This is a genomic window from Vibrio barjaei (assembly GCF_001639065.2).
Taxonomy (GTDB): domain Bacteria; phylum Pseudomonadota; class Gammaproteobacteria; order Enterobacterales; family Vibrionaceae; genus Vibrio; species Vibrio barjaei.
This window is the reverse complement of the sequence record NZ_LQXO02000045.1, coordinates 21834-46766: the sequence shown is the minus strand read 5'-3', so window position 1 is coordinate 46766 and position 24933 is coordinate 21834. Positions and strand designations below refer to the sequence as shown.

The 24933-nt window shown below is 44.8% G+C and carries 21 protein-coding genes; 11 read left to right on the top strand and 10 right to left on the bottom strand.

All coding sequences use genetic code 11. From position 1 onward, the window contains the following. The first annotated feature begins 4 nt into the window (after positions 1-4). The 5 genes from AWH66_RS19695 to uhpC all read left to right on the top strand — a co-directional run bounded on the left by AWH66_RS19695 (position 5) and on the right by uhpC (position 6420). Positions 5-1177: a MalY/PatB family protein gene (locus tag AWH66_RS19695; RefSeq protein ID WP_063604139.1), complete on the top strand. Its 1173-nt coding sequence runs from the start codon at positions 5-7 to the stop codon at positions 1175-1177. Positions 1178-1422: 245 nt separating this feature from the next. Then, the gene (gene uhpT, locus AWH66_RS19690) at positions 1423-2814 is read left to right on the top strand and encodes a hexose-6-phosphate:phosphate antiporter (RefSeq protein ID WP_063604140.1); all 1392 of its coding nucleotides are present in this window, start codon (positions 1423-1425) and stop codon (positions 2812-2814) included. Positions 2815-2973: 159 nt separating this feature from the next. Further along, positions 2974-3585 carry a response regulator transcription factor UhpA gene (uhpA, locus tag AWH66_RS19685; protein ID WP_063604141.1) on the top strand — a complete coding sequence of 204 codons (612 nt, stop codon included), beginning with the start codon at positions 2974-2976 and terminating at the stop codon, positions 3583-3585. Continuing rightward, positions 3585-5096, top strand: coding sequence for a signal transduction histidine-protein kinase/phosphatase UhpB (uhpB, locus tag AWH66_RS19680; protein ID WP_063604142.1), 1512 nt, complete (start codon positions 3585-3587; stop codon positions 5094-5096). Before uhpA ends, uhpB begins: the two co-directional genes overlap by 1 nt. 13 nt (positions 5097-5109) lie before the next feature. Beyond that, on the top strand, positions 5110-6420 hold the full coding sequence (gene uhpC / locus AWH66_RS19675; protein ID WP_063604143.1) for an MFS transporter: 1311 nt from the start codon (positions 5110-5112) through the stop codon (positions 6418-6420). Between the two features lie 22 nt (positions 6421-6442). Here uhpC and AWH66_RS19670 read toward each other — a convergent pair whose 3' ends face one another. The 5 genes from AWH66_RS19670 to AWH66_RS19650 form a co-directional block, all read right to left on the bottom strand. Further along, positions 6443-7357 carry a LysR family transcriptional regulator gene (locus AWH66_RS19670; RefSeq protein WP_167360975.1) on the bottom strand — a complete coding sequence of 305 codons (915 nt, stop codon included), beginning with the start codon at positions 7355-7357 and terminating at the stop codon, positions 6443-6445. Positions 7358-7432: 75 nt separating this feature from the next. Next, a complete protein-coding gene (locus AWH66_RS19665; protein WP_062458040.1) occupies positions 7433-7963 on the bottom strand; it encodes a DUF3332 family protein in 531 nt (176 codons plus the stop codon). Positions 7964-8374: 411 nt separating this feature from the next. Then, positions 8375-9967 carry a BCCT family transporter gene (locus tag AWH66_RS19660; RefSeq protein ID WP_063604145.1) on the bottom strand — a complete coding sequence of 531 codons (1593 nt, stop codon included), beginning with the start codon at positions 9965-9967 and terminating at the stop codon, positions 8375-8377. 192 nt (positions 9968-10159) lie between these two features. Continuing rightward, on the bottom strand, positions 10160-12433 hold the full coding sequence (locus AWH66_RS19655; RefSeq protein WP_063604146.1) for a putative bifunctional diguanylate cyclase/phosphodiesterase: 2274 nt from the start codon (positions 12431-12433) through the stop codon (positions 10160-10162). 60 nt (positions 12434-12493) lie between these two features. Further along, the gene (locus tag AWH66_RS19650) at positions 12494-15046 is read right to left on the bottom strand and encodes a DUF294 nucleotidyltransferase-like domain-containing protein (RefSeq protein ID WP_063604147.1); all 2553 of its coding nucleotides are present in this window, start codon (positions 15044-15046) and stop codon (positions 12494-12496) included. A gap of 373 nt (positions 15047-15419) precedes the next feature. On the opposite strand from AWH66_RS19650, the gene AWH66_RS19645 reads away from it, so the two are divergent. Further along, positions 15420-16880 (top strand): DUF3360 family protein, encoded by a 1461-nt coding sequence (locus AWH66_RS19645; RefSeq protein WP_062458027.1) that lies wholly within the window; start codon positions 15420-15422, stop codon positions 16878-16880. Positions 16881-17210: 330 nt separating this feature from the next. Here the strand turns inward: AWH66_RS19645 and mltC are convergent, their stop codons facing one another. The 4 genes from mltC to AWH66_RS19625 form a co-directional block, all read right to left on the bottom strand. After that, positions 17211-18296 (bottom strand): membrane-bound lytic murein transglycosylase MltC, encoded by a 1086-nt coding sequence (mltC, locus tag AWH66_RS19640; protein WP_083400079.1) that lies wholly within the window; start codon positions 18294-18296, stop codon positions 17211-17213. 194 nt (positions 18297-18490) lie between these two features. Further along, a complete protein-coding gene (locus AWH66_RS19635) occupies positions 18491-18856 on the bottom strand; it encodes a hypothetical protein (RefSeq protein ID WP_063604149.1) in 366 nt (121 codons plus the stop codon). 190 nt (positions 18857-19046) lie between these two features. After that, positions 19047-19763, bottom strand: a complete 717-nt coding sequence (locus AWH66_RS19630; protein ID WP_063604150.1) for a sugar isomerase domain-containing protein — start codon at positions 19761-19763, stop codon at positions 19047-19049. A 162-nt stretch (positions 19764-19925) separates the two neighbouring features. Beyond that, entirely contained in the window at positions 19926-20324 is a 399-nt protein-coding gene (locus AWH66_RS19625; protein WP_006069912.1) for a YgiW/YdeI family stress tolerance OB fold protein, read from the bottom strand. 279 nt (positions 20325-20603) lie between these two features. Here AWH66_RS19625 and AWH66_RS19620 point away from each other — a divergent pair, with 279 nt between their 5' ends. The 5 genes from AWH66_RS19620 to AWH66_RS19600 all read left to right on the top strand — a co-directional run bounded on the left by AWH66_RS19620 (position 20604) and on the right by AWH66_RS19600 (position 24314). Then, positions 20604-20978 carry a hypothetical protein gene (locus AWH66_RS19620; RefSeq protein ID WP_063604151.1) on the top strand — a complete coding sequence of 125 codons (375 nt, stop codon included), beginning with the start codon at positions 20604-20606 and terminating at the stop codon, positions 20976-20978. Positions 20979-21035: 57 nt separating this feature from the next. After that, positions 21036-21713, top strand: coding sequence for a DedA family protein (locus AWH66_RS19615; protein WP_063604152.1), 678 nt, complete (start codon positions 21036-21038; stop codon positions 21711-21713). Positions 21714-21796: 83 nt separating this feature from the next. Continuing rightward, positions 21797-22882 (top strand): rod shape-determining protein RodA, encoded by a 1086-nt coding sequence (gene rodA / locus AWH66_RS19610; protein WP_083400078.1) that lies wholly within the window; start codon positions 21797-21799, stop codon positions 22880-22882. Positions 22883-22977: 95 nt separating this feature from the next. Continuing rightward, positions 22978-23898 carry a CDF family Co(II)/Ni(II) efflux transporter DmeF gene (gene dmeF / locus AWH66_RS19605; RefSeq protein WP_063604175.1) on the top strand — a complete coding sequence of 307 codons (921 nt, stop codon included), beginning with the start codon at positions 22978-22980 and terminating at the stop codon, positions 23896-23898. Continuing rightward, a complete protein-coding gene (locus AWH66_RS19600) occupies positions 23898-24314 on the top strand; it encodes a MarR family winged helix-turn-helix transcriptional regulator (protein ID WP_006069917.1) in 417 nt (138 codons plus the stop codon). The genes dmeF and AWH66_RS19600 overlap by 1 nt, the downstream gene beginning before the upstream one ends. Here AWH66_RS19600 and AWH66_RS19595 read toward each other — a convergent pair. Next, positions 24311-24682 carry a hypothetical protein gene (locus tag AWH66_RS19595; RefSeq protein ID WP_063604153.1) on the bottom strand — a complete coding sequence of 124 codons (372 nt, stop codon included), beginning with the start codon at positions 24680-24682 and terminating at the stop codon, positions 24311-24313. The two genes, AWH66_RS19600 and AWH66_RS19595, sit on opposite strands and share 4 nt — an antisense overlap. Positions 24683-24933: the final 251 nt, after the last annotated feature.

Genomic DNA, 24933 nt, shown 5'->3' with positions numbered 1-24933 from the left:
CTGAATGAATTGCTTCGACCAAACGTTAGAACGTCGTAACACTGGCTCGCTTAAATGGGATTTTATGGGTCAGAAGCTAGGATTGCATCAATCGGATTTACTCCCAATGTGGGTATCAGACTATGATTTCAAAGCGCCACAAGTGGTATTAGATGCGCTAACGCAGCGCACTGAGCATGGTGTCTTTGGTTATGCAGAGCGAGATGCTGACTATTATCAAGCCATCACTGACTGGTTTGCTACCCAGCATGACACCCATATCGATAAGGAGTGGATCACAACGGTCCATGGTGTGTTGCCTGGGTTATCGATCGCACTGCAAATGCTCACCAATATTGGTGACCAGATTGTCATGCAGTCTCCGGGCTACGGTTCCTTTCGCAAAATCATTGAGTTCAACGACCGAGTAGTGAAGGAAAATCCATTAACGCTTGATAACGGCGAGTACAGTATTGACTTTGAACACCTTGAGCAGTGCTTTGCTCAAGGCGTAAAGGCGATGATCTTTTGTAATCCTCACAACCCAACGGGACGAGTGTGGTCACAGCAAGATGTTCTAAAGCTTGCAGAGCTTTGCGAGCGCTATCAAGTGTGGTTGTTAAGTGATGAAATTTGGTGCGATCTTACGCTTTCCGGCCAACAACACTATTCGGCGCTGAAACTGCCGCAAAACCTAAATCAACGTTTGGTAGTGGCAACGGCAGCGAGCAAGACCTTTGGCCTTTCGTCACTGCGTATCTCGAACTTCATTATTCCTAATGAGGAACTGAGAGCGCGCTTTGTAAGGCGATTAGATGCTCATGGCATGGATGTGTTTAATAGCTTGTCTATGGTCGCCGCGACTGTGGCTTATCAACATTCTGCCGAATGGTTGGAGCAGTTAAAGCAGTACCTAGAAGGAAATATTGAGCGGCTACAACGCTTTGTGGAATCGGAGCTTACAGATACAGGGGTGAAGTTTTTACCTCCTCAGGCGGGCTACCTAGCGTGGTTGGATTGCCGAGCTCTTGGCCTTACTGACAACGATCTGGAGCAGCGCTTTATCAATGCTGGCGTGGTGCCAAGTATGGGCACGGCCTTTGGCAAAGAAGGTTCGGGCTTTGTCCGCCTTAACCTTGGTTGTCCAGCGACTACGTTACAACATGCACTTACTTGCATTAAACAAGCCTTAGTATAACCCTACATCTGTGATGTGATTCACGTATTCTTTGTTAACTAGCGAGTACTAGGAATTTTTCCTAGTACTCCTAAGACCGCCTCTCAAGCCATTATCCCGGCCAATTCTTACACTCTTGCTCATAGATTTTCAGCGTTATTAGCGCTGATCCTCAAACGAATTTACTTTTTGCACTTTACCAAGAGCGGCGATGCGTCGTTCTTTGGGTTGTGCTGCCCCTTATGTTGAGAGTCTAAGGATTCATCATGTTGAAATTTCTAGAGCAAGTGCGTAAGCCGACGTTGGATCTTCCCGTCGAGCAAAGACGCAAAATGTGGTTTAAACCCTTCTTACAGTCCTATTTAGTGGTCTTTATCGGTTACATGACCATGTACCTGATCCGTAAGAACTTCAATATCGCGCAAAACGATATGATTTCGAACTACGGGCTTTCCATGACAGAGCTTGGTTTGATTGGTCTTGGTTTCTCCATCACTTACGGTATTGGTAAAACCGTGGTGTCTTATTATGCCGATGGAAAGAACACCAAACAGTTCCTACCTTTTATGCTGATTCTTTCAGGTCTTGCTATGCTTGGCTTCAGCTTCAGTATGGGTGGCGGCAGCGTTAGTCTATTCCTAATGATTGCGTTTTATGCACTGAGTGGTTTCTTCCAAAGTACCGGTGGACCTTCTAGTTACTCAACCATTACTAAGTGGACGCCGCGTAACAAGCGTGGTTCATACCTTGGTCTTTGGAACATGTCGCACAACGTAGGTGGTGCAGGTGCGGCGGGTGTTGCACTATTCGGTGCTAACTACCTGTTTGATGGTCACGTTATTGGTATGTTTGTGTTCCCATCTTTGATTGCTTTGGTGGTTGGTTTCTTTGGCCTTCGTTACGGTAGTGACTCTCCAGAAGCTTACGGTCTAGGTAAAGTAGAAGAGTTATTTGATGAAGCAGTGAGTGAAGAAGACGAAGCGGCTGAAGAAAACCAAATGACTAAGCGAGAGATCTTTGTTGAATATGTACTTAAAAACAAAGTGATTTGGCTACTGTGTTTTGCCAATATCTTCTTGTATATCGTGCGTATCGGTATCGACCAATGGTCAACAGTTTATGCCTACCAAGAACTTGGTCTATCCAAAGAAACGGCAATCTCTGGCTTCACTTTATTCGAAGTAGGTGCGTTAGTGGGTACTTTACTTTGGGGTTATCTGTCTGATTTGGCAAATGGTCGCCGCGCTTTGGTGGCGTGTGTGTCATTAGCACTTATCATTGTAAGCTTGGAGTTTTATCAGCATGCGACAAGCGAGTTCATGTATCTTGCATCGCTATTTGTCCTAGGATTTTTAGTCTTTGGTCCTCAACTACTTATTGGTGTAGCGGCAGTAGGTTTCGTTCCTAAGAAAGCCATCAGCGTTGCCGACGGCGTGAAAGGTACGTTTGCTTACCTAATTGGTGACAGCTTCGCGAAGTTAGGTTTAGGTATGATTGCTGATGGTACGCCTATCTTTGGTCTAACAGGATGGAAAGGTACCTTTGCGGCGCTGGATACTTCTGCGGCGATTTGTATCGGTCTACTTGTCTTCGTTGCTATCGCTGAAGAGAAGAAAATTCGTAAAGCTAAGAAGCAGTTACAACAAGCTACGGCTTAATATACCCCTGAAAAGCGCTGTCTACGATTTCGCATTTGGTTTGCCTGAGCCATTGGAATCATAGATAGCGCTTTTTTTAGAACCAAACGCTATTTGCTTAATCGATGCGTCGGCGTTAAGTTACCCCATTTTTCGCCTTTCTCTAGTCGGTATTTCATCATGATCAATGTTGTTTTAGTGGATGACCACATCATCGTACGTTCTGGATTTGCTCAATTATTCAATCTAGAGGAAGACATTAATGTAGTGGGTGAGTTTAGCTCGGTTGAAGATGCTAAAAGAGGGCTGCCGGGCAGTGGTGTGCAGGTATGTATTCTGGATATTTCGATGCCGGACGAAAGTGGTCTCACGTTATTAGAGTCGATGCCTAAGGGCATTGCCTGTGTGATGCTCAGTGTGCATGATTCTCCTGCCATGGTGGAAAAGGCATTGGAATTAGGCGCACTTGGTTATTTGACCAAACGTTGCAGTCCTGATGAACTGATTCAAGCGGTGCGAACCAGTGCCAACGGCGGTTGTTATCTTACCCCGGATATTGCCATGAAACTGGCTTCTCCAAGACCGTTCCAACAAGCCTTATCTCGACTCACTAAACGTGAATATGAAGTGTCAGAGCTCTTGGCGACGGGACTCGATGTGAAGGCGGTAGCGGCCGAACTTGGATTAAGTCATAAAACCGTTCATGTCCATCGTGCTAATGCACTGGATAAACTTGCCGTCAAAAACAATGTGGAACTTGCCAAGTTGTTTAGGGCAGAAGCGACGTTGTAATGCGAACTTACCTCGTTGCCAGCGCCAGTGCATGGCTGATAACCCTGTGCAGTTGGTTTTGCTTATGGGTGATTTCCTATTACTTCGTTAACGACGCCGAGTTGGCAATTCTGTTTTTCCCGTTTGCCCTTAGGCTTGGGATTACCCTGCATGCCGCTAAAAAATACTGGGGTGCCGTTTATGCCGCTGAGTGGTGCTTAACCATCTCTCTGGCTATTTTGCTTGCGCAGCCTCAGTGGTCGGCCATATTGGTTGCTAGTGTGTTAAGTATTCCTGTGGCCTTGGTTGCTGAGCGTTATTATCAAGGCGCTCAGTGGCGACGATTACTTATTCAAGCCGCAGCGATTGTTGCCTGCGCTCTGATTAACATGCTTGCTGTCGGCAGTCATAGTGACTCTCTGAGTTTCGTCGGTTTGGTGAGTATTACCGCGGGGCTTATGCTGGTGCCGAGCTGTTACCTCATCTGGAATTACCTGTTTCAAAGTACCTGGCGACCTTTGACGTCTAACCTCATCCATCAACCAATCGAATTTCACTATAAGCCTATTTTGCTGTTCATTGCGCTGTTTGCAGTGAGTATTTCTCTGCAAGTCGGGCTACCCGACGAGCTTCGGCGCTTTGCCCCGTTTTGCTTGGCAATACCTATCATCTTGCTTGCGTTTCGTTATGGATGGCAAGGCGCTCTGCTAGGCACGCTTCTTAATAGCTGTGCATTAATAGCGGCGCGTAGTGGTGTGTCACAGCTGGAAGTCACGGACCTGCTGCTATCGATAAGTGCTCAATCATTAACGGGAATATTGCTGGGTATGGCGGTGCAGAGACAGCGTGATTTAAACCATCAGCTACGCTCTGAACTAACTCGCAACAAGCACTTAGCGAAACAGTTGGTGCAAGCGGAAGAGTCAGTGCGTAAAGACATTGCTCGCGAACTGCATGATGAAATTGGTCAGAATATCACTGCTATTCGAACGCAAGCGAGCATTATTAAGCGCGTCAACAATCCTGATTTGAGCATTGGTTGCGCTGATACCATTGAATCCTTGTCTCTTAATGTCTATGACACCACAAAAGGACTGCTCACTCGATTAAGACCAAAAACCTTGGATGATTTAGACGTGATCTCCGCGATTCAGCAAATGGTGCGTGAGATGGAGTTTGAACAGCTTGGCATTGAAGTTGACTTTACTGTCGACAATGTTAGCCAGCGAGTACTCTCAGATATGATGGAGGTTACTTTGTTCCGTTTATGCCAAGAAGCGTTGAATAACATTCTCAAATACGCTCAAGCCAAACAGGTAAGAATAAAGCTCGTTATTGATGCGACGATTACGCTAACAATTGCGGATGATGGTATTGGCTTTCCGCTTCAAGATAGCCAAAAAGGGTTTGGCCTCAAAGGCATGAAAGAGCGTGTTCAAGCGTTAGGTGGTCAGTTTGAGATTCGCAGCGTCGTGGACGGGGATGAAACGCAACGTGGCACCGAAATTGATGCACGACTTCCATTGGTGTAGCGGGGGTAGGTTCATGACAGTCAAAGTAGCAGAGCAACAGATGAAACATCAAGATAGCGCGAGTGTCGATACTCGCTATCGGTACTGGCGTTTTCACATCATGCTGGGGATGTATCTCGGCTATGCCGGTTTTTACCTCACCCGAAAAACCTTCAATTACACCGCGCCTGCACTTATTGCCGACCTTGGTTTAGACAAGGGAGACATCGGCATGATGGGTACCATGTTCTATTTGACGTATGGACTATCAAAATTTGTCTCAGGTATTATTTCAGACCGTTCAAATCCTCGTTACTTTATGGGTATCGGACTTATTGCCAGTGGAGTGGTTAATATTGTCTTTGGTTTGTCGAGTTCGCTGTTTGTACTTGCCAGTTTATGGATTCTTAATGCTTGGTTCCAAGGTTGGGGCTGGCCGTCGTGTTCCAAGCTTTTGACCACTTGGTACTCCAGAACCGAAAGAGGATTTTTCTGGTCGCTTTGGAATACGGCACATAATGTCGGTGGCGCGATGATTCCTTTGCTGGTGGGCTTTCTAACCTTTCATTATAGTTGGCGCGAAGGGTTTATTATTCCGGGTGTAATAAGCGTGCTAATAGGTTTATTTCTCTGTTGGCGACTGCGTGATAAACCCACATCAATGGGACTGCCTACGGTAGGTCAATGGCGCAACGATAAGTTAGAACTGGCTCAAGAAAACGATGGAGTTGGGCTGAAGCCGAAACAGATTCTATGGTCGTATGTTCTCAACAATAAATACATCTGGTTGCTCGCATTTAGCTACGTGTTGGTTTACATCGTGCGTACGGCAATTAATGACTGGGGTAACCTGTATTTAACTGAGCAGCATCATTACAGTTTAATCAATGCCAATGCGTCAGTATCTTTGTTTGAAGTGGGTGGCTTTGTAGGTTCTTTAGTGGCGGGTTGGGGCTCAGACAAGCTATTTGGCGGTAACCGTGGGCCGATGAACCTGATTTTCGCTATGGGAATTTTCCTGTCTGTTGCGGCGCTCTGGTTGATGCCGTTAACCAACTTTGTGTTTCAGTCTGCCGGTTTCTTTGCCATTGGTTTCTTTGTGTTTGGACCGCAGATGCTCATTGGTATGGCGGCGGCTGAGTGTTCACATAAAGACTCAGCAGGTGCTGCCACAGGGTTTGTCGGACTGTTTGCCTATATGGGGGCAGCACTTGCTGGTTACCCACTGGCGATGGTATTAGAGCAGTTCCATTGGACAGGATTTTTCGTGGTGATATCGGTCTGTTCTGCTGTCATTGGTCTATTACTGTTACCCTTCTTACAAGCACAATTCAGTCAGCGTTAATACACGGTTTGATGACCAGAGCTCATTGTTGCTGTACCCAATCAACAAGTGTGGAGTGAAGCCATTTTATCGCGCGTGAATCTCGGCTCTGGGCTGGGTAGATAAGCCAGAATTTGACGGGTTCAACCGGGCCCGGAAATGGCAGAATCTTAATGGGCAGCCGAGTGGCATGCTGCTCAGCGAATCGTCTGGTACAGAGGCACAGTGCTTCACTTTCTGAGGTGAGTGACAACATGGATGTCAGAGAGGTTTGCGTGCTCAAGATACGTCGTTTAGGCGGCGGTGAGTTATACAGCATTTCAAACAGCGAAGACTCTCCAAATTGGTAATTCAATATGATGTGCGACTCTTCGGCAAATTGCTCTGGTGAGATGGTGGAGCCTACTCGTGGATGGTTTTTCGCAGCGATCACCACAATTTCATCCTCAAATAACAGGTCGTTGCAAATGTTCGGTTCAGCGAGCTGGAAAATGTCTATGATGGCATCGGCGTGTTTGAATTTTAAAGTCTCGTAGCTATCGCTATTACTATAAAGGATATCCAACCATTCGAGACGGAAACGAGTTTGAGTTTGATTGGCAAGCTCGGTGCTTTTTATGTGCTCAAATATGATGGGTTCAGGTGCTTGAACCACCACTTTTCGTGGCGTTGATTGGTGAACGTCATGAAGGCAGTCATTGGTAATAACTTCGAATTCATGAAGCAGAGGGGCAATGCGTTCCATTAAATGATGAGCTTGTAGGGTTGGGGTTATGCCGCGGCCTCGACGCATAAATAACGAGGTGTTGAGTGCAGTGGAAAGCTTTTTAACTGATTGGCTTACTGATGCTGGAGTGACGTTGAGCTCTTCTGCTGCACGACTAATCGAGTCATGTTTGTACACGGCAGCGAAGGTTCGAAAAAGGTTTAAATCAATCTTGTCACTGTATTGAGTCATAGAATGTGCCATGAGTTAAAGTAGGTAACCTTCCATGGTTACTCAGTTAACTATAGGAAAGGTAGAGATTATTTCCTACGATTCTGAGAACTCATGCTCTAGCGCATCAAGCGTTGTTTGAGACACAAGTTGGTCATCAATGTAGTAACTGATCTTGTCGCCTTCTTTTACACCGATCACTTTTGATTGCTGACCATCCGCCAAGGTCACTTCCATTTCAATCGTGTTTTCATCAAGGTAACGAATGGTACCTGAGTTAGGAGTGCTCATTGTCAGTGGATCAATCGGTGCATCGTGCAGGCTAGAATCCACCTTGTCATTCACTTCTAAATAGGTCTCTGTTTTTGTATCAAACACATGAGGCTTACCGTTAATTGGGTTGGTACCAGACCAGAATTCAATGGAGTTCACAACGAATAAGTCTGCCACTAGCGTGAAACCATAGACAGGTGATAGCAGGAAGTTAACGCCTGCACGTGCGTAACGGTTATCCACGACTTTAACGTTGAAGCCCATCAGTTTTTCGGTCACAGCATTACTACCGACACAGCCACTGAGTGTCAGCGCGGAAGCGAGAAGAAATGCAATTTTAGTTTTGGTGTTCATAACAAGCCCTAAGCAGTAATAATAAATTGGTCGTTACCAAGATGTTTAGGTTCTAGGGGGTTAGACAGGAACCTAAACAAACCTTTGGTAACGGAGGAGGCGCAGCCTAAAGCGGTGGAGGGAACAGATAAATGTGTTTGGGTTAAAAGACGTTTAAGTGCTGGTTAATAATGACAGAAGACGGATTTTTCTATAATAAACAAAGAGTAATGGAAAGCTGCTGAGCGCGATGTCATAAGGTGAAACAAGTTGACATAACTCTGATGTATCTGATGATGAAATGTATCAAAAGTGGAGGCGGAAATTTGTAACGAATAGGGAATGTAGAACACAGATAAGTGGAATGAAAACGGCAAGCGTAAAGTGCTTGCCGTAAAATAGTTTTAACTCGCTGGTGACTTTGTTATAGCGTCAAAGTCGTTGCTGCTTTGCCATCTGATTTGCAATTTTTGGTGCATACCAAAGACTCGGCGCAATAATGAAAGAGGCAGGCACTGCGGTGATAACAATAAATGACTGTAACGCAGAGATCCCACCACTGCCTAACGAAATCAGAACAATGGCAACGGCGCCCATAATGATTCCCCAGAAAGCACGAATCGTCGCGTTCGGTTCTTTGTCTCCACTGATCACCATGGTGATGGTGTAAGTCATGGAGTCACCCGTGGTGACAATAAAAGTCGTGGTGAGAATCAAAAATAAAATGGAGATCAGCGTCGGGAATGGCAACTGTTGTGTAATCGCTAAAAGTGCCCCTGGCATATTGAATCCCTCAAAGCCTGCCTGAATCACACCAGGATTTTCCAATTCGAAGGCAAGTCCAGAACCACCGACAATGGTGAACCAAAAGCAAGTTACTAGTGGAGCGGCGATACTAATGGCAAGTACTAATTGGCGGATAGTGCGGCCACGGGAAATGCGGGCAATAAAAATCGCCATCATCGGAGCATAGCCAATAAACCAACCCCAGAAGAACACGGTCCACCAACCTAACCACTCAGGGTTTCCTCGATACAGCGCCATTGGAACAAATTGGTCAATCATTTGACCCAAACCTTGAACATAGCTATCGATAATAAAACCAGTGGGACCAGCAAAGAGAATAAATACAATAAGACCCACGGTCAGAATAATGTTATAGCGACTCACCAACTGGATACCGCGATTGACGCCGCTTAATGCTGAGAGGGTATAAAACACCATCGCAATGACCACAACAATGGCTTGGGTTATGAAGGTATCCGTTGTGCCAAACAATTCTTGCATGGCATAGCTGATTTGCAGCCCCAGAAAACCAATCGGGCCTATTGTGCCAGCGGCAACCGCGATAATACTAAGCGCATCCACCGTGTTGCCGATTCCGCCTTTAATGGCTCTTTCTCCAAGTAACGGGTATAGCAAAGTTCTCGGTTTCAGAGGTAAACCTTTGTCGTAATGCAGATGCATTAACACGATTGAAGATAAACAACCTAAAACAGCCCAAGCCAAGAAACCCCAATGTACAAAGGATTGAGAAAGTGCGTTGATGGCATTGGTTTTGGCATCTTGTGAGCCAAATAAAGGTGGAGGTGAGACAAAGTGTGCGATGGGCTCTGCTGCGGCCCAGAAAACGCCGCCACCTGCGAGTAGTGTACACAACACTATTGATAGCCATTTGAAATTCGTTGTATCAGGAGTGTTGAGACCACCTAAGCGCACATCACCCGTACGACCAAAACAGAGTGCGAGGCCAATAACGAAATTGGCTAACAACAAAATTTGCCAAAATGCGCCAAAATAACGAGTTGCTAGTTGAAAACCAGAATCGACCAGAGAAGAAAGAGTAACAGGATGGGTAAGGGCAAGTAGAACAAATAGGGTAAGAAAAGAGCCGCTAATCCAAAACACTGGGTTGTTCATTTCCAGTTTGGTTGCGAGCTGTCTCAGTCGTTCAGGCGGATGGATAGCATCGTACGCTGAGCTTGAAGCTGCTGAAGTCGATTCAACAGTATTAGAATTTAGCATTAAATAATCACTATTCACTATATGCTGCGGTTAAGCGAGCAATGTGGATTTCGACGCGATTTTGCTGAGCAAAGTGTGAGCTGCGTCATAAAAAGTCGGCCATCCTAGCACATTGAACAGCGGAGTTCAGAAGTTTTTTCCATTGCAAGGGTACGCGGTAACCTGTTGAGAGCTCTCCTTGTCACCAAGTGTCTAATTTCTATTTGCTTTGTTAAAAACAGAAGAAATCGGAATGGGGGCGGTTGGCTGTTCTGGGTGATGAGACGGTATACAAGGTTTGTTGCAAAAACCATATTGGTCGCAGTTCGATGCATGTAATTCATTATCAAATAAAGGATGCGGAGGCGAAAAGTAGTACCCCTGGCCATAGTCACAATCTAACGATGTCAACTTGTCTTGTTGTTCTTTTGACTCAATACCTTCGGCAATAACGTTAAGGTTTAGCTTATGCGCGAGTTCGATAATACTGGCAACTACGCAATAATCTTTACTATCGATGAGTATTTTGTCGATAAAGCTCTTATCGAGTTTTAACGTATGAATAGGAAGTTCATGCAGCAATGAAAATGAGCTATAGCCGGTTCCAAAATCATCCAAAGCCACTTCGATCCCTTTTTCTCTTAAAGCCGTGAGGGTCATCATTGCAGAGTCATGATGTGATAGAACACTGGTCTCGGTCAGCTCTAGTTTGATCGCATTTGTTGGAAGTTCATAGCGCGCTAGAGCGTTGTCAATTTGCTGTAGCAGATCTGAGTTAGTCAAAAAGTCAGGGCTCATGTTGATAGCGATACACACTTCCTGAGCATGAATTTCACGGTGTCTTGCAATGTCAGCGCATGCTTTGTTTAGCACCCACTGTTCTAGCTCGACAAGCAAATTAACTTGTTCAGCGAGTTCTAAAAATTCACTGGGTGGAAGCAAGCCTTTTTGTGGATGTTGCCATCGAACCAGAGCTTCATAGTGCACAATATGTTGGCTGCGTAAGCAGTATATAGGTTGGTAGTAGAGGCGTAATTGTTCATGTGAAAGTGCCTCAGTAAAATCGCGCTTGAAGTTCGGTATTTGACGGAATTTTTGCGCCATGTTGGGGTCATAAAAGCAGCACTGATACCCATATTTTTCCTGCTTGGCGTGATACATAGCGATATCCGCAGCCTTAAGTAACTCAGTAGCGCGACGACCATGCTCAGGGGTAAGCGCGACGCCAACCGATGCTGAGACAGTCACTTGGATACCAGATATGTTCATGGGTTCTTTCAGCGAGGTAATGACGCCTTCAATGTACTCTTGTAGGTGTTGGCGACTTTTTATATCAAACAGTAGCTGACCAAATTCGTCTCCACCCACACGGGCGGTAATATCAGAGTGGGCGGTATTGGCTTTGAGCCTTTGAGAAACAAGCTTAAGGACCTTGTCGCCAAATAGATGTCCGTATCTGTCGTTAACGATCTTAAAGTCATTGAGATCGATAAATAGTACCGCTTTAGTTAAGGTCGTTTGCGTGTGAGCTTGTGCCGCGACTAACTTCTTCATAAAGAAGCGACGATTGCCAATGCCCGTCACACTGTCGGTAAATGACAGATTCTCCAGCTGTTTGGTTTTTTTCTTTACCGCTTGTTGTAATTGAACTGGAAGTTGTAAATATCTCCAGGTAATCCATCCGGAGCAAATGCCGACAGAAATAATCACAAAGTAGCTAACTAGCGGGAAGAACTTTTCCCATCTTGATGTCGGTAAGGTGATGGCTAATTGCCACTGCTGGTTTGGCAGAGTAATGGTGGAGGTTGTTGTAACACCTTGCGAGTCAGAAAGTGGTTGTTTAATCCCAGCAATACTTTTCACTTGACCTGTCGTGGTATCAATAGCGGACAAATTGAATGAATAGTAGGAATCGGCAGCTGAAGGCAGGCCCGCGTTGAGCAAAACAGTATCAAAATAGATTAAGGCTGATGCAAAGCCCCAGAATGCTTTTTGTTGGGGTGAAAAGATAGGTAACCTGCCAATTACGGCTACTCCACCTTGTTTGAGTTGAAATGGACCAGATAAGGTTAATTTTTGGGTTGAGATTGCACGTAGGGCGTCCACTTTTCTTGCAGGATCCAGTAGTAAGTTATGACCAATGGCGGCTTCATGTCCCTGAAGTGGGTAGATATGTTGGACAATGCCGTCTGGGGCAAGTTGAATATTGTCAACGAGTGGATGCTGAGCCAGCAACCCTTGGGCGTAGAACTCGAAATCCTCGACGTTACCTTGGTCTTGAGATATCAATAAGGCAAGCACCCTAGTTACAGATAAAGCTTGCGCTAACTCAAGCTCTATAGCACGAGCTTTATCAAAGGCGATTTCTTGAGCATGAAGCATCTTGTCTTGCTGTGCGATATTGGCAAACGAATATACCCAGTAACTTCCTACGGAGATGATGCTGAGCGCAAGCAAAACAGGGACAATGAGCTGACTTCTATTCATAACGGTAGTCTAGTAGGTTATTTAGCAGATGCTAAAAATATATACAGACTAACCGCTGAGCTATTTTAGAAAGTCCTGTTGTACCTTTTGATGGAAGATAGCGATGCGGTTAAGAACGCTTTGTAAGTGCTGTTGTTCTAAAGGTGTGAGGTCTTGTAATACTATCTGGTCGTTGATCTTACGCAGATCTGAGTATTCAATAATCTGATTCATGAAGCGCAATTGCCAGATATGGTCAAAGACATAGAGCATTTCTCGAAGAGTGAGGGCATCAATTTCATGCTTTGCCGCCAACTGCTTTAGTCGATAGACAGTATTGCTCTCTCGAATATCATGTTTTAGGGCATACAGCCGGCAGAAAATTTCCATAGGTCGTAAGCACTCTTTTAGATTAAGTGTCAGTTGTCCTTGCTGCCTCTCAGTCTTTATCTGCTTGGTTAGGGTGACAGGTACTTTGTGTGCTAAACAGTTTTTGGCATAAACCGACATGAAATCAGGGTGTTGTTTGAGCAAGACCTGAATATGATCTTGGATAGCATTGACCAAACGCTGGTCACCATAGGTCGAGCGAATGTCAAAAAAGACGTTCAGCTCCAGTATCGACTTGGGTGTGGCGTATTGAATCCACTGGCCGAAATTGATATTCCATTCTTCTTGGCTAAGACACCACTGATGATTTGAGGCCATGATGAGCCCTTCACAATAACGATACCCAGCTTGATCGAGCTTGGCACAGACATTTTCCGCCAAATGCAAAAAGTAACGTCTCACGCTTTTTAGGTCAGCTGTATCTGGCGTTTCAAAGACGATTGCATTGTCTTGGTCAGAAAAAAGCGTCATATCATGGCGTGCATTACTGCCGAAAGAAATAAAAGAAAACGGCACAGGTGGTTCGCCGAGTTCATCAATGGTTAACTCGATAAATCGACGGATAGCTGCGTCGTAAGCGGTGCCAATAGTGCGACGCAAAATATCGGGACGAGAACCAGTTTGAATCATCTCTCGAATCAGCTCAGCTAGTTGATTGAGTGCTTCAACTGTTTGGCCTTGAGATTGACTCTGTTCTATGTCTCTGACGATTTGACTGCTTAGCTCTTGATAGTGACTAACCTGTTCAATAAGTCCAAAGCTTCCACCATAGATTTTACGTGTGATTGGGCGGAACGACAGAACATGCCCTTGTTTTTCAGATAGAAAAATTCTTGATGAGCTGAAGATAATATCGACGATGTTACCACTCTTGGTAAGGAGTTGTGCTTCGAACTCATTGGGTTCTATAGCGTTGTTAAACAGTGCGAGCAAGTGTTGGAGGACGCGCACATTTTGCGGACTTTCAGGAAAGAGTCGACTCCAAATAGAGTGATCTTGTAATTCCGTTTCGCTGTATCCGGTTATTCTTTGCAAGCAGTCATTGGAATAGACTATCTTACCCTCAGTTTCCAATATATAACCTTCGTTTGACGACTCAACCAATGCTCTATAGCGGTCTTTCGCTTCATGCAGTGCTAACTCAGCTCTTTTTTTGCGGTTTTCGATGACTTTGCTCTGCGATAAGATAAATCCGAGGCAAACCAAAAGTCCGAAGAAAATGACCGAAAAAATCTTCATTAATGTGTGCTTTAGATCATCAATCCCTTGTTGAACATCGTCAAAATAGACCCCTGTTCCGATAATCCATTGCCAGTCACTGACACCTTGCACATAGGTCAGTTTAGGCGCTGTGGTATTCGTGCGGTCGTTCCACTGCCAGAGATATTCGAGAAAACCATGCTGCTTAGCGGCTACTAACTTAGTAAATTCGACAAAAATAGCGACACCATCTTTGTCTTGATAGTTCGTGAGATCTTGACCCGTCAAATCTCGTCGATACGGGTGCATGATCATGTTAGGGTGGAGGTCAATGATAAAGAAATAGTCTTTATTATCAGTGCCATATCGCATAGCTGCAATTTCTGTAGCTGCTCGAGATTGCGCCTCTTCCAAAGTTAAGACATCTCGCTTTTCTAGGTCGATATAGCTATCAACAATGCTAACAGCTGACGATGTCAACTCTTCTAACATTTGCCGTTTTTGATTCATCATCGACTCTTCCACAAACGGCAGAACCATGAAAAAGGTAGCGCATACAAACAGAACCAGCGCCACTATAGATGGGGCAACAATCCGCAAGCTAAAGCGTGAAAAGAGTCGATTACTCTCTTGTCTACTTGCGTGTAAACCATCAAAGTACTCAGCGAGTTCATTGGCGCTAAGCACGGCGCGTAACTCTTCTGATTCACGCGCTTCATGGTATTTAGCTTTAAATGTGTTGTTTTTGAAGTCGGCTCTTGAAGGGAGGTATCCGTCATAATCGTCTCGGATATGAGCCTCGAATACGTCTCGGATAGTTTGCTGGCTGTATTTGCCTTCAAACTCTGAATAGGCCTCTTCTAAGGCTTCCTTGCAGTGACGAAACTGTCGGTGATCGTAGGGGTCATTGCTAGCGACGCGGCCTTTGCTCAATGCGTGCTCAAATCGGTCGTGGTCAAAAAAGCCATCAATCCATTTATGAATATCTTCAGCTCTTATTCCATACAGCTTTTCGGTTCGATTAGCATGCTCCGATATTTTCATATACTCCCTATTAAATCTGTTTCATTTCAACAAGATACACAAAGTATTTCATTGTGCACTTCGTCACAACTACTGCAAAAACACTACCTTACCGCTTTAAGAGTGGCTTCACGCTAATTCAAATCAAAAAACAGGTCGTAAATTTTGCTTACATTTTGTCCATTGTTGTTACAGGGATTCAGTTAAAACGCTTGAGCTTTTTAACTATCACCAATGAGGAACCCAAACAGTAGATTCACTCTTCTGGCGCAAAAAGAAGAAGCTAGGTAGCGGCTGGGATGTCGTCTCGTATCAACTGAAGGTTGATATACCAAGCGTAAGTTGAATGTATTTTTCAGCTGGGCGACCTCATGCTCAATAAGGAAAGAGATGTATGTCTGGAAGTAGTAAGACGTTTTATAGGGACATGCGCCGAAAAGCGCAGGAGTTTGAAAGCAGGGAAGAGTTCTTAGACCACGATCTAAGAATCATGAGCTTTCGTCGTTGGGGGATCCACTTACCCTTTCGTGATTACAGTGTCGAGATAGAAGACTGGGTACCTGCTATTGCAGCAACCATAGGTAAAGTGGTCATGGTAACCGCAATGGTAGCCGCATTTGCAGCTCAGTTTGGGTTATCCCCTGAGTTTGTTGCGGAAAATGTTCGTTATGAACTTCTAATTGCGGGCGCGTTGTTTGTTATTTTGTTCTCGGCCATTCTGAACCCCAATGCGAACTTAGCTGGTACACATGGACCAATGATACCTTTGATTCCCCTCATTGCTGCGGCTGGTGGGCATCCGTTGGCATTAGGTCTTATGGTGTGTCTATTCGGTTTGATTCTCGCCTTCACTAAAGGAGGGTCGAAATTGATGGCGCTCACCGGAGTCGGTGTTCGGGGAGGGTTACTGATTTACTTAGGTGCGGTTGGTTTAATTAGTCAGATTAATAAAACTGAGGCTTGGGCTGCGAGTAGTGGGCACGGCTATATCTCTTTTGCCGTAATTGGGATTACCGTGCTGGTCTACGCTTACCTTGCCAAGGTCAATAAACGTTGGTTAGCGATTCCTCTCTGCTCGGCATTAGCAGGGATTGTAGCGTTCATTATGGGTGCTGAGTTTGCGTTTACGACAGAGCCTGGTTTGCCACACTTGAGCCCTTTCTACTGGTGGGGTGAAGATACGGGATGGCAACTAGGCTGGCCTACGCTAGAACATTATATTGCTGTGACTCCTTTTGCTTTGCTAGCGGTGGCAATGTGGTCACCAGATTATCTTGGCCACCGAGTATTCCAAGAGCTGAACTATCCCAAAGATGCTAAAGGCGTATTGATGAATGTTGACGATACCATGATGGGTGCGTCAATTCGTCAAGGTGTGGGGGCATTATTAGGAGGAGGAAACCTTGCCTCATCTTGGGGGACTTACATGATACCTGCTGCTATCGCTAAACGTCCTATTCCAGGAGGAGCACTTTTAACCGGCATCTTGTGTATCTTAGCGTCCGTATTAGGTTATCCAATGGATCTGGCGATGTGGGAACCGGTACTTCGTGTGGCTTTGATTGTTGGTGTCTTCCTGCCTTTACTTGAAGCAGGGATGCAGATGATTCATAAACACAAAGATTCACTCAGTGCTGGTATCTGTATTTTCTCGTGTGCGTTTGTAAATCCTGTATTTGGATGGGCGACTACCATGCTGCTAGATAACATGGGCTTTATCGGTGATAGAGAGAGAGCAAAAGAACTATCCGCTAAAGATAAGTATCTGATTCCGGGATTGGCATTTGTAGTTTGTGTTGGTTCGCTGGCGGTCGTCGGTCAACTGCCTGGTATTCCTGCACTCATTGGCGGTTAATCGCATTATCGCTAGAGAGTTAGCGACACGGGCGTTTTTGGTGGCTCATTAACCCTTACGATTCTAGCTCTCAAAAACTAAAAGGCCTATTAGATGCTGAGTCTGATAGGCCTTATTAACCAACAAATAGGATGTCTAAAATTGGAGGTTCATTGGTTTGCGATGATCATATCAGTCTGGTCGCGGACTGCTAGAAAATTCGGACACAAATATTGTAAGTATCAGTGTCCTTTTTCTTTAATTTTTCACTTTTAACTATATGAATAATATGGATTTGTTAATGTTTTGATCGTTTGTTGAGCATGCTGAGTAATGTTGTAAGAAAGTGCGTTATTTGGTTAACACATTCTCATTAAAGTCTTTCTGAAAATACAAAACTTTTTGCAAATAGCGCCGCGCTTCGTCTTTCGGATGTTGTGTGGTGAGAGCGGTATAAACTTGCTTTGGTGCCATCTGGTTTAATTTGCTCATCGCTCGTTTCCTATCTTTATCAAATGTTGCCAGTACCCCACCAGTTCCGCCGTTATAGGCCGAAATCATGCTGAAATGCAGAGAAGTAGGGTGCTTCACATCGCGTAAGTAACGATTCTTTAGGATGTAAAAATAGGCAGCGCCCGTATCAATATTATTTGCAGGATCAAAAAGGTACTCTTTAGTGGGTATGCCGGGTTTGTTCTTGACCAAATTGAACACATCCGCTCCGGCGGTTTTAGGAATAACCTGCATGAGACCGTAGGCACCGGCGTGACTCACCGCGTATGGGTTAAAGCTACTTTCGGTTTTTATGATCGAGTAAAGGAGATCTTCAGACAAGCCGTAACGTTTTGCGGCGCTTTGGATCAGTTCCGCGTATTGATACTCGCGCTGCTGTAAGTGATCGTCCGTCATCGAGATCTCGACATAGTAAGCGTTGCCATTTTTAATTGGCTTGGTTTGCAGCTGGGTAGCGATCAAATGTTTGGCGTAACGATTGGCTCGCCACTGCCATTCAATCGGCTTGCCATCATGGTCGAGTACTTGGCCAAGCAGAAAAGGTATTCCATTTAGAACCACTTCTTTGTCGGAAAACAGCTCTGCATGTTCTGGATCGGCTGGCATCAGCAGCGTTTGTACAATGGCTTTTTGCAGATGTTGTTTTGGGTGACTTTGAGACAGCGTGGAGACGTAAATTTTCCCGCGGTCAAAATCGATATGCGCTCGTGTTCGGTAGCCGTCTAGGTATTTCACGTAGCGATGCTTACCTGCCTGAACAAACTCATCCTCTCCCCATTTTTCTTTGGCTTGACCTGCCACGTAATTTAAAAGTTGATTGATGACTTGTTTTTGGGTGTTCGATGATGTGGAAGATCCAGGGGGATTCGTGTGGTTAGCACAGCCAAATAACAGCAGTACCGAAATAAGAAGCGCTTTCTTCACCAAGTTTTACTCATAACATGGAATATACGAGGCTAAGTATCTGATAACTTGCGTGCTTTAAAAATCCAGTTTCTCACTGAGTGAGTATTGACTAGTACAGAGTGGAAGTAGAAACACTCAATGCGACGTGCCTGGTAGCGAGTGAGCAAAACAGCCTACGATAATGAGAGGCTGCTTTTACCTAGTTGAGATGATTAGTAAGGTTTGGGCGTTGATGCTTGATTACTTGAAATACGTTTTGCGGTGACGATAAGCCCTTGGGTATAGCTAAAGCCATAGCCATAACCGTAGCCGCCATACCCGCTATCACCACGTCCTCCCGGTTCCAGTAACGCTTTAAAATCATAGTCACCACTGGTAATGGGTGTAATCGAAATCACTTCATAGCCATCGTGGTTAAGAGTTTCTACGGCTTTTTGAAGATCTTCTGTGAGGCGAACGCTGTCAATGACAGACTTAGAGTAACCCGTTTTAGTCCAAACAGGCGTGTCACTATAGTCGACAGCTTCATGCTTGCCGACTTCACAAAAGTGAGCGGGCACATGAATAATTCGATTCATACTGATACCTTTTTATATTGTTATTCTGATATACCTAAGGCGAGTTAGTCTTGGTGCTAACTTTTTATATAGGTGCGGTCATTTTACATAACTATATCGTCAAGTCTTGTAATTTATTGTTTTCCATCAGTGGTTTGAATGTATCAGTAAGGTGGTTTCAACTTGACAAAATAGGCAAGGTGACGCAGGATTACATGGACTTTAAGCGCCCTTTAAAGTGTGCATAGACATCATCATTGTTAAATCCGTCGACATTCTGACTTGAGAAAATCAGTGGCTCTACTCCTTTCTCGAGTGCAAGCTTTTGCGCCTCGGTGGTAATAGTATTGACCAGTGCCATACCTGAGATGCTTGAAAAGGCACCGGTAACGCGTTGGTTGATTTCGCATAAACCATCGCCACTTGGAACTTGGTTATCTAGCACGATATCAGCGATGTCCATCAGCTTTAATCCGGAGCTATGGCGGCTCGGGTATTGAGACGATTGGGTGACGGAAGTAATAGCGATCACAGGGTGACCTTTTTGCTTAGCTAACTGAGCAAATTCGACCGGTAGCGTATTTCTTCCCGAGTTTGATACCACCATGATGACGTCACCACTCGAAATGTTCTGCTCTTCCCATAAGATCTGCGCAAGACCTTCTAGCTTTTCGAGCTTTGAACCCCGTAAGGCACCATCTGAGGTCAGTACGGTTGAATCTAAGATAGCATTTACATTGCCAAGCCCTCCGGCACGGATAAAGCCTTCCAAGCCCACCATATGCGAATGTCCGGTACCAAGGATGTGAATCATGTTGTCGCCGACAATAGCATCAGCAAAAAGCCGAGAAGATTGAATAATCTGAGATTGATTGGCTTTAAAAAGTGTATCGAGTGCAGAAATGAGTTTTTGGCTGTATTCAAACATGGTTCGGTTCTCTTTGATGGTTGAGATAAGTGGATTAGAGCAGAGATGTACCGAGATAAGAAGGAGAGATGATAAGGAGTGCGCTGTCGAGCAAGTGGTTTATTTAAAGCGCCGATGTATTTCGGCGCTGAGTACGATTAAGGTTCATTGTGTAAGATGGGTCTACTTGATAATTCGAATTGATTCCGCCTCTACAGCAACATCACTGTCGCCTTTTTCAATCTCGCCATAGATCTTTACTTTGTCTTTCGGCGTGATGGTTTGTCCTGCCCATTGGTCGGCGTCGATTTCTACCGGCATTTCACCGGTATCATCTTTAAACATATACACTTCATGACCCATTGATTTTACCAAATAGCCCACGATGGTGACCTTGTTACCGTCGGTTAACCAGCCCGCATCCATGATTTCCTGAACCGTGTTTAAAGAGTCTTCCGCTGAAGGTCCTTGAAACCCACCCGTTGTCGTTTCCATAGCCTCTTGATTAATCGTGCTTTGAGCAGCGAAAGCAGAGGTTGAAAGAATGAGTGAGGTAATGATAGCAAGAGGGATTTTTTTCATATTGATTCCTTAGAAACCAGATCGAGACAGTGTGACTGCCCAGCCATTGAGTACATGCAAAACCATTACTCGTAGTTATAGAGCAATATCCAGGAAATGCCATATTTCAATGAGTGGATAAATATCAGCTACGAAGATTTCACGCAATTGGATCTCATGAAAAATAAGCTATCGAAAATAGGCAGTTCACTAGGTGTATTGTAGTCTAGTGATAACAAAGATTGCTTTTTAGCATGGATAGCAGTACATATAAGCAGATTCCACTACTGGGCTTTTTCTTTGAAGCGACTCATTGAGCTTTTTCCACTGATTGCGACTTTGCTATCGATACTGCTGTTAGGCGGGATCGTTAATGCTATGGAAGTGGATTTGTCTCAATATCAAGCGACGGTCATCTCTCCGGATCGCACACCTGACCTCGCCAATGATAACCAGTTGCTGCGCAGCTCAACGTTTCGCGTGCCCATTCCCAAAGCACAGTCAGCCTCAAAAGAAGTTATGCCGTGGCTGCTTGTCGTTGCGGCTTTCACGTGTCTGATAACTACTTGCTGGGGAGCGCGTTACACGCCTCGAAGTTACTTGTTTTCAGACAGTCGACGCTTAGCCGGATGGCAGGACAGTAACCTTCAATACCGGTTTATCCATTCTCGTTAAGCACGCCTTCATTCCTACTGTTATTTCCTTAGTTAACTGTTGGTTTTTGGAGTCGTTATGTTTGAAGCTACTCAGGATGTCTTGATTGCTATTTGGAATCAGGACTTTAATGCGCTGCTTGCACCAGAGAGCGCCATTTTAATTTATGTGTTGGTGACTTTTTTTATTGGGTTGGAAAGTAGCTTTCTTCCAGCTGCCCCTTTGCCCTGTGACAGTGTCGTCGTCTTAGTTGGGACGTTGTCGGCAGTTGGTGTTCTCAGTCCATTTATCGCGTTTCCACTGCTCATCGTTGCAGCGGCTGGTGGTAGTTGGCTCGCCTATCTACAAGGCAAGTGGCTTAACAAGCTTCCTATTGTTCGTGGTTGGTTAGCGAAAGTTCCTGAGAGCAATATGCGTTTGGTGGACAATTTACTTTGTCGTCATGGGCTTGTCGCTTTGTTCTGTGCTCGCTTTGTTCCGGGTGTGCGTTCTTTAGTCCCTATGGTCATGGGGATTCGTGTTCATGACGCCCCTCGTTTTCACTATTTCTCTTGGCTCAGTGCCACGCTGTGGATTGGCTTGTTAGCGGGTGTAGGATTTCTCTTACCGTCGTTGCCTGAGCCCATTAGCCGAGTGACCACTATGGTCTTAATGGCTGCTCCTTTTGTGACGCTGTTTGCCGCGATTTTTACCTTTATGACATGGCGACTACGTAAAGCTATTCGCGGATTTAGGCAGACCGTTAAGAAGCACTAATTAAGAGCAGTTTCTACGTTGTTCCTTGCACCATTTTATCAATCCAAGTGGCGATCTTGTGCGTCACTTTACCGAGCTATATTTTGAAAAAATACCTTATTCCACAGTTAGATCTGTCTATTGTGTTAGCGATTCTGTCTTTGATGTTACTCAGCACCTTAACGATATGGAGTGCCAGTGGTTATAACGAAGCTGTTATCACCAACCACCTAATTCGATGTGTTATTTCACTGTCTTGTCTGGCGATCATGTCGTCGATTCCTGCCAAACAGTACCGCCGTTTTTCACCGTATCTATATTTTTTGACGGTAACACTCCTAGTCGCGGTCGTGTTTGCCGGTGATAGCACTAACGGATCCCAACGTTGGTTGAGCATTGCTGGGTTTCGTTTTCAACCTTCTGAACTAGTGAAATTAGCCATTCCTATGATGGTGGCATGGTTTATCCAGCAAGATGGTGAGAGACCAACAGGGATGAAGATTGTCTACGCCATGATACTGACTGCCATCCCCGCAGGACTTATCTTTGTTCAGCCAGACTTGGACGGGGCGATATTTGGTGTGATTTACATGCTATTTGTACTCTATTTCGCGGGAATGAGCTGGAAGATCATCGGTGGTTTTATTGGTTTGGTCGCGACAATGATCCCCATACTCTGGTGGTTTGTTATCGAGACCTATCAAAAGAAGCGCATCCTACAGTTTCTTAATCCCGAAAGTGACCCATTGGGCTCTGGGTATCAGATTATTCAGTCACATATTGCGATTGGTTCTGGCGGTATCACTGGTAAGGGCTGGACTAATGCAACGCAAAGCTCGCTGGGTTTTATTCCGGAAAGTCATACCGACTTCATCTTTTCTGCTTACGCGGAAGAGTGGGGGTTCATTGGCAGTGTACTGCTGCTATCGCTCTATTTATTCATCACGCTGCGTACGCTTTGGCTTTCCTGTCATTGCCATCATGCATATAGCCGCCTAGTGACGGGCTCGTTGGCATTAAGCTTTTTTCTGTATGCTTTTATAAACACGGGTATGGTGAGCGGGATATTACCGGTGATGGGCAGCCCATTACCTTTCTTTAGCTATGGCGGGACCGCTATGATCACTCAAGGCATCTGTTTTGGAATCATCATGTCGCTATGTCGTGCATCCTCACGTTTTGAGTCCTGACGATAACAAGGAAGCCGTGCTGCTTGAATCTAAGATTGACATTGTTTGATTGTCAAACTAAATTAAAATCAAATAATTTGATAATCAAACAATATATGAAAACAGCGAATCACACTCTGGCTCATCACCACCATTTCTCTAGCCATAATCATCAAGGTGAAAAGCGAACGTTTTACGTGCTACTTCTTACGCTGACCACGATGGTAGTCGAAATTGTCGCGGGGACGGTATATGGCTCTATGGCGCTTTTGGCAGACGGTTGGCATATGGGCACACATGCAGCAGCGTTCTGTATTACCTTGTTCGCCTACCGATATGCGAAAAAACATCAGAGTAATGAGAGGTTTTCGTTTGGTACTGGAAAGGTCAGCGTGCTTGGTGGCTATACCAGTGCTATCGCTCTTGGGATTGTTGCGTTATTAATGTTGGTTGAGTCGGTCCATCGCTTGCTTAATCCGCAGTCTATTCAGTTCAATGAAGCGATTGTTGTCGCTTGTATTGGTTTGGCGGTGAACGTCATTAGTATGCTGCTGTTGGGTGACCACCACCATGGACATGATGACTCACATCATCACGAGCATTCACACCATCATGCACATCACCATGATCATAATTTGCGAGCTGCCTATTTACACGTGTTAGCAGATGCACTGACTTCCGTTATGGCAATTGTGGCGTTGGTACTAGGAAAGTTCTATGGCTGGAATTGGCTCGATGCGGTGATGGGCATGGTCGGTGCTTTAGTGATCAGTAAATGGACATTGAACTTACTCAAGCAAACAAGCCCGATTCTGCTTGATGAAAATATTGATGATGAATATCGAAAGGCAATCCAAGATGAGCTTGCGCCAGTAGCCCTTGTTACGGATTTACATATTTGGAAGGTGAGTGGACACCATCACGCGGCGGCGATTACGCTTATAGACAAAGCGGGTATTTCACTGGATGAGTATAAGCAAAAGCTAAGCAAGTTTGATAAGATTGACCATCTCACTTTAGAAGTACATTCAACATAATGCGAAACTTAGAATCGTTAAATCAGTTGCTTACCGAGTTTTACGACAAGATGTCTTCATGGGAACAGTCAGTGGTCAAAGAGACAGGCTATTCCCTTGCACAAGTCCACACCATTGAAGTGCTCGGTATTCATGGTGCAATGAGAATGAAAGAGCTTGCCGACAAGCTCGGTATCACTACAGGCACGTTAACGGTTCAAGTAGATAAACTTGTTGCTGCCAACCTGATGGAACGTTTGCCACACCCTAATGATCGTCGTGCCATCGTGGTGGCGCTGACACAGCAAGGGCAAGAGATTCATCGTCATCATAACCAGTTGCATTTAGATTTGGTTAAAGATTTAACGAGGCATATCGAGCCAGAACAAGAAGCCTTGTTGATTTCATGTCTCACAAAGATGAATAGCGAGTTCTAGGCCACTCGTAGGCTGTCGACGAAGAATTGATAGTCTAAATAGGCGCGACGCACTCGCTCTGGTATTGGCTTTTCATAAATCCGAGCATCGTCAATTTTCGCCATTGACCAACCTTGAAAAATGACGAGCTCATAACCACTCAATTCTTTCTCATTTGTCTGCGACAATAGCTGATAGCGGATATTCTGGACGTGATACCAAGGCGAACTCTTGCCTCGAAAGTGATTAAGAATAGGGTACTGAATTAGAAATATTTCACAGCACATCAACTGAGCCAGCATACAATCGACGCTTGATCTCTGCTCTTCAGGGTAGAATAACAACACCTTTTTGAGCTCTCGATTACATTCCTGAATGATACTTGGCAATTCCTCCTCCCTAATCTCATTGATAATGATAGGTTGCCACTCTTAGTGTTGAGTTAAGTTACAAAGGATTATTTCAGCTTAGCAGTGCTCTCGAACAAAACAAAAGTAATGGTCATCATTAGCCTCTTATTGGTTTGCAATAAATTTATCTGTTACCTAAATAGCTGTAGTGAAATTTAATTAATTAAAATGTTATTAATGAGTTTGATAGATAACAAGTGCATATTCCAATCTTAATTTAATTAAATAAG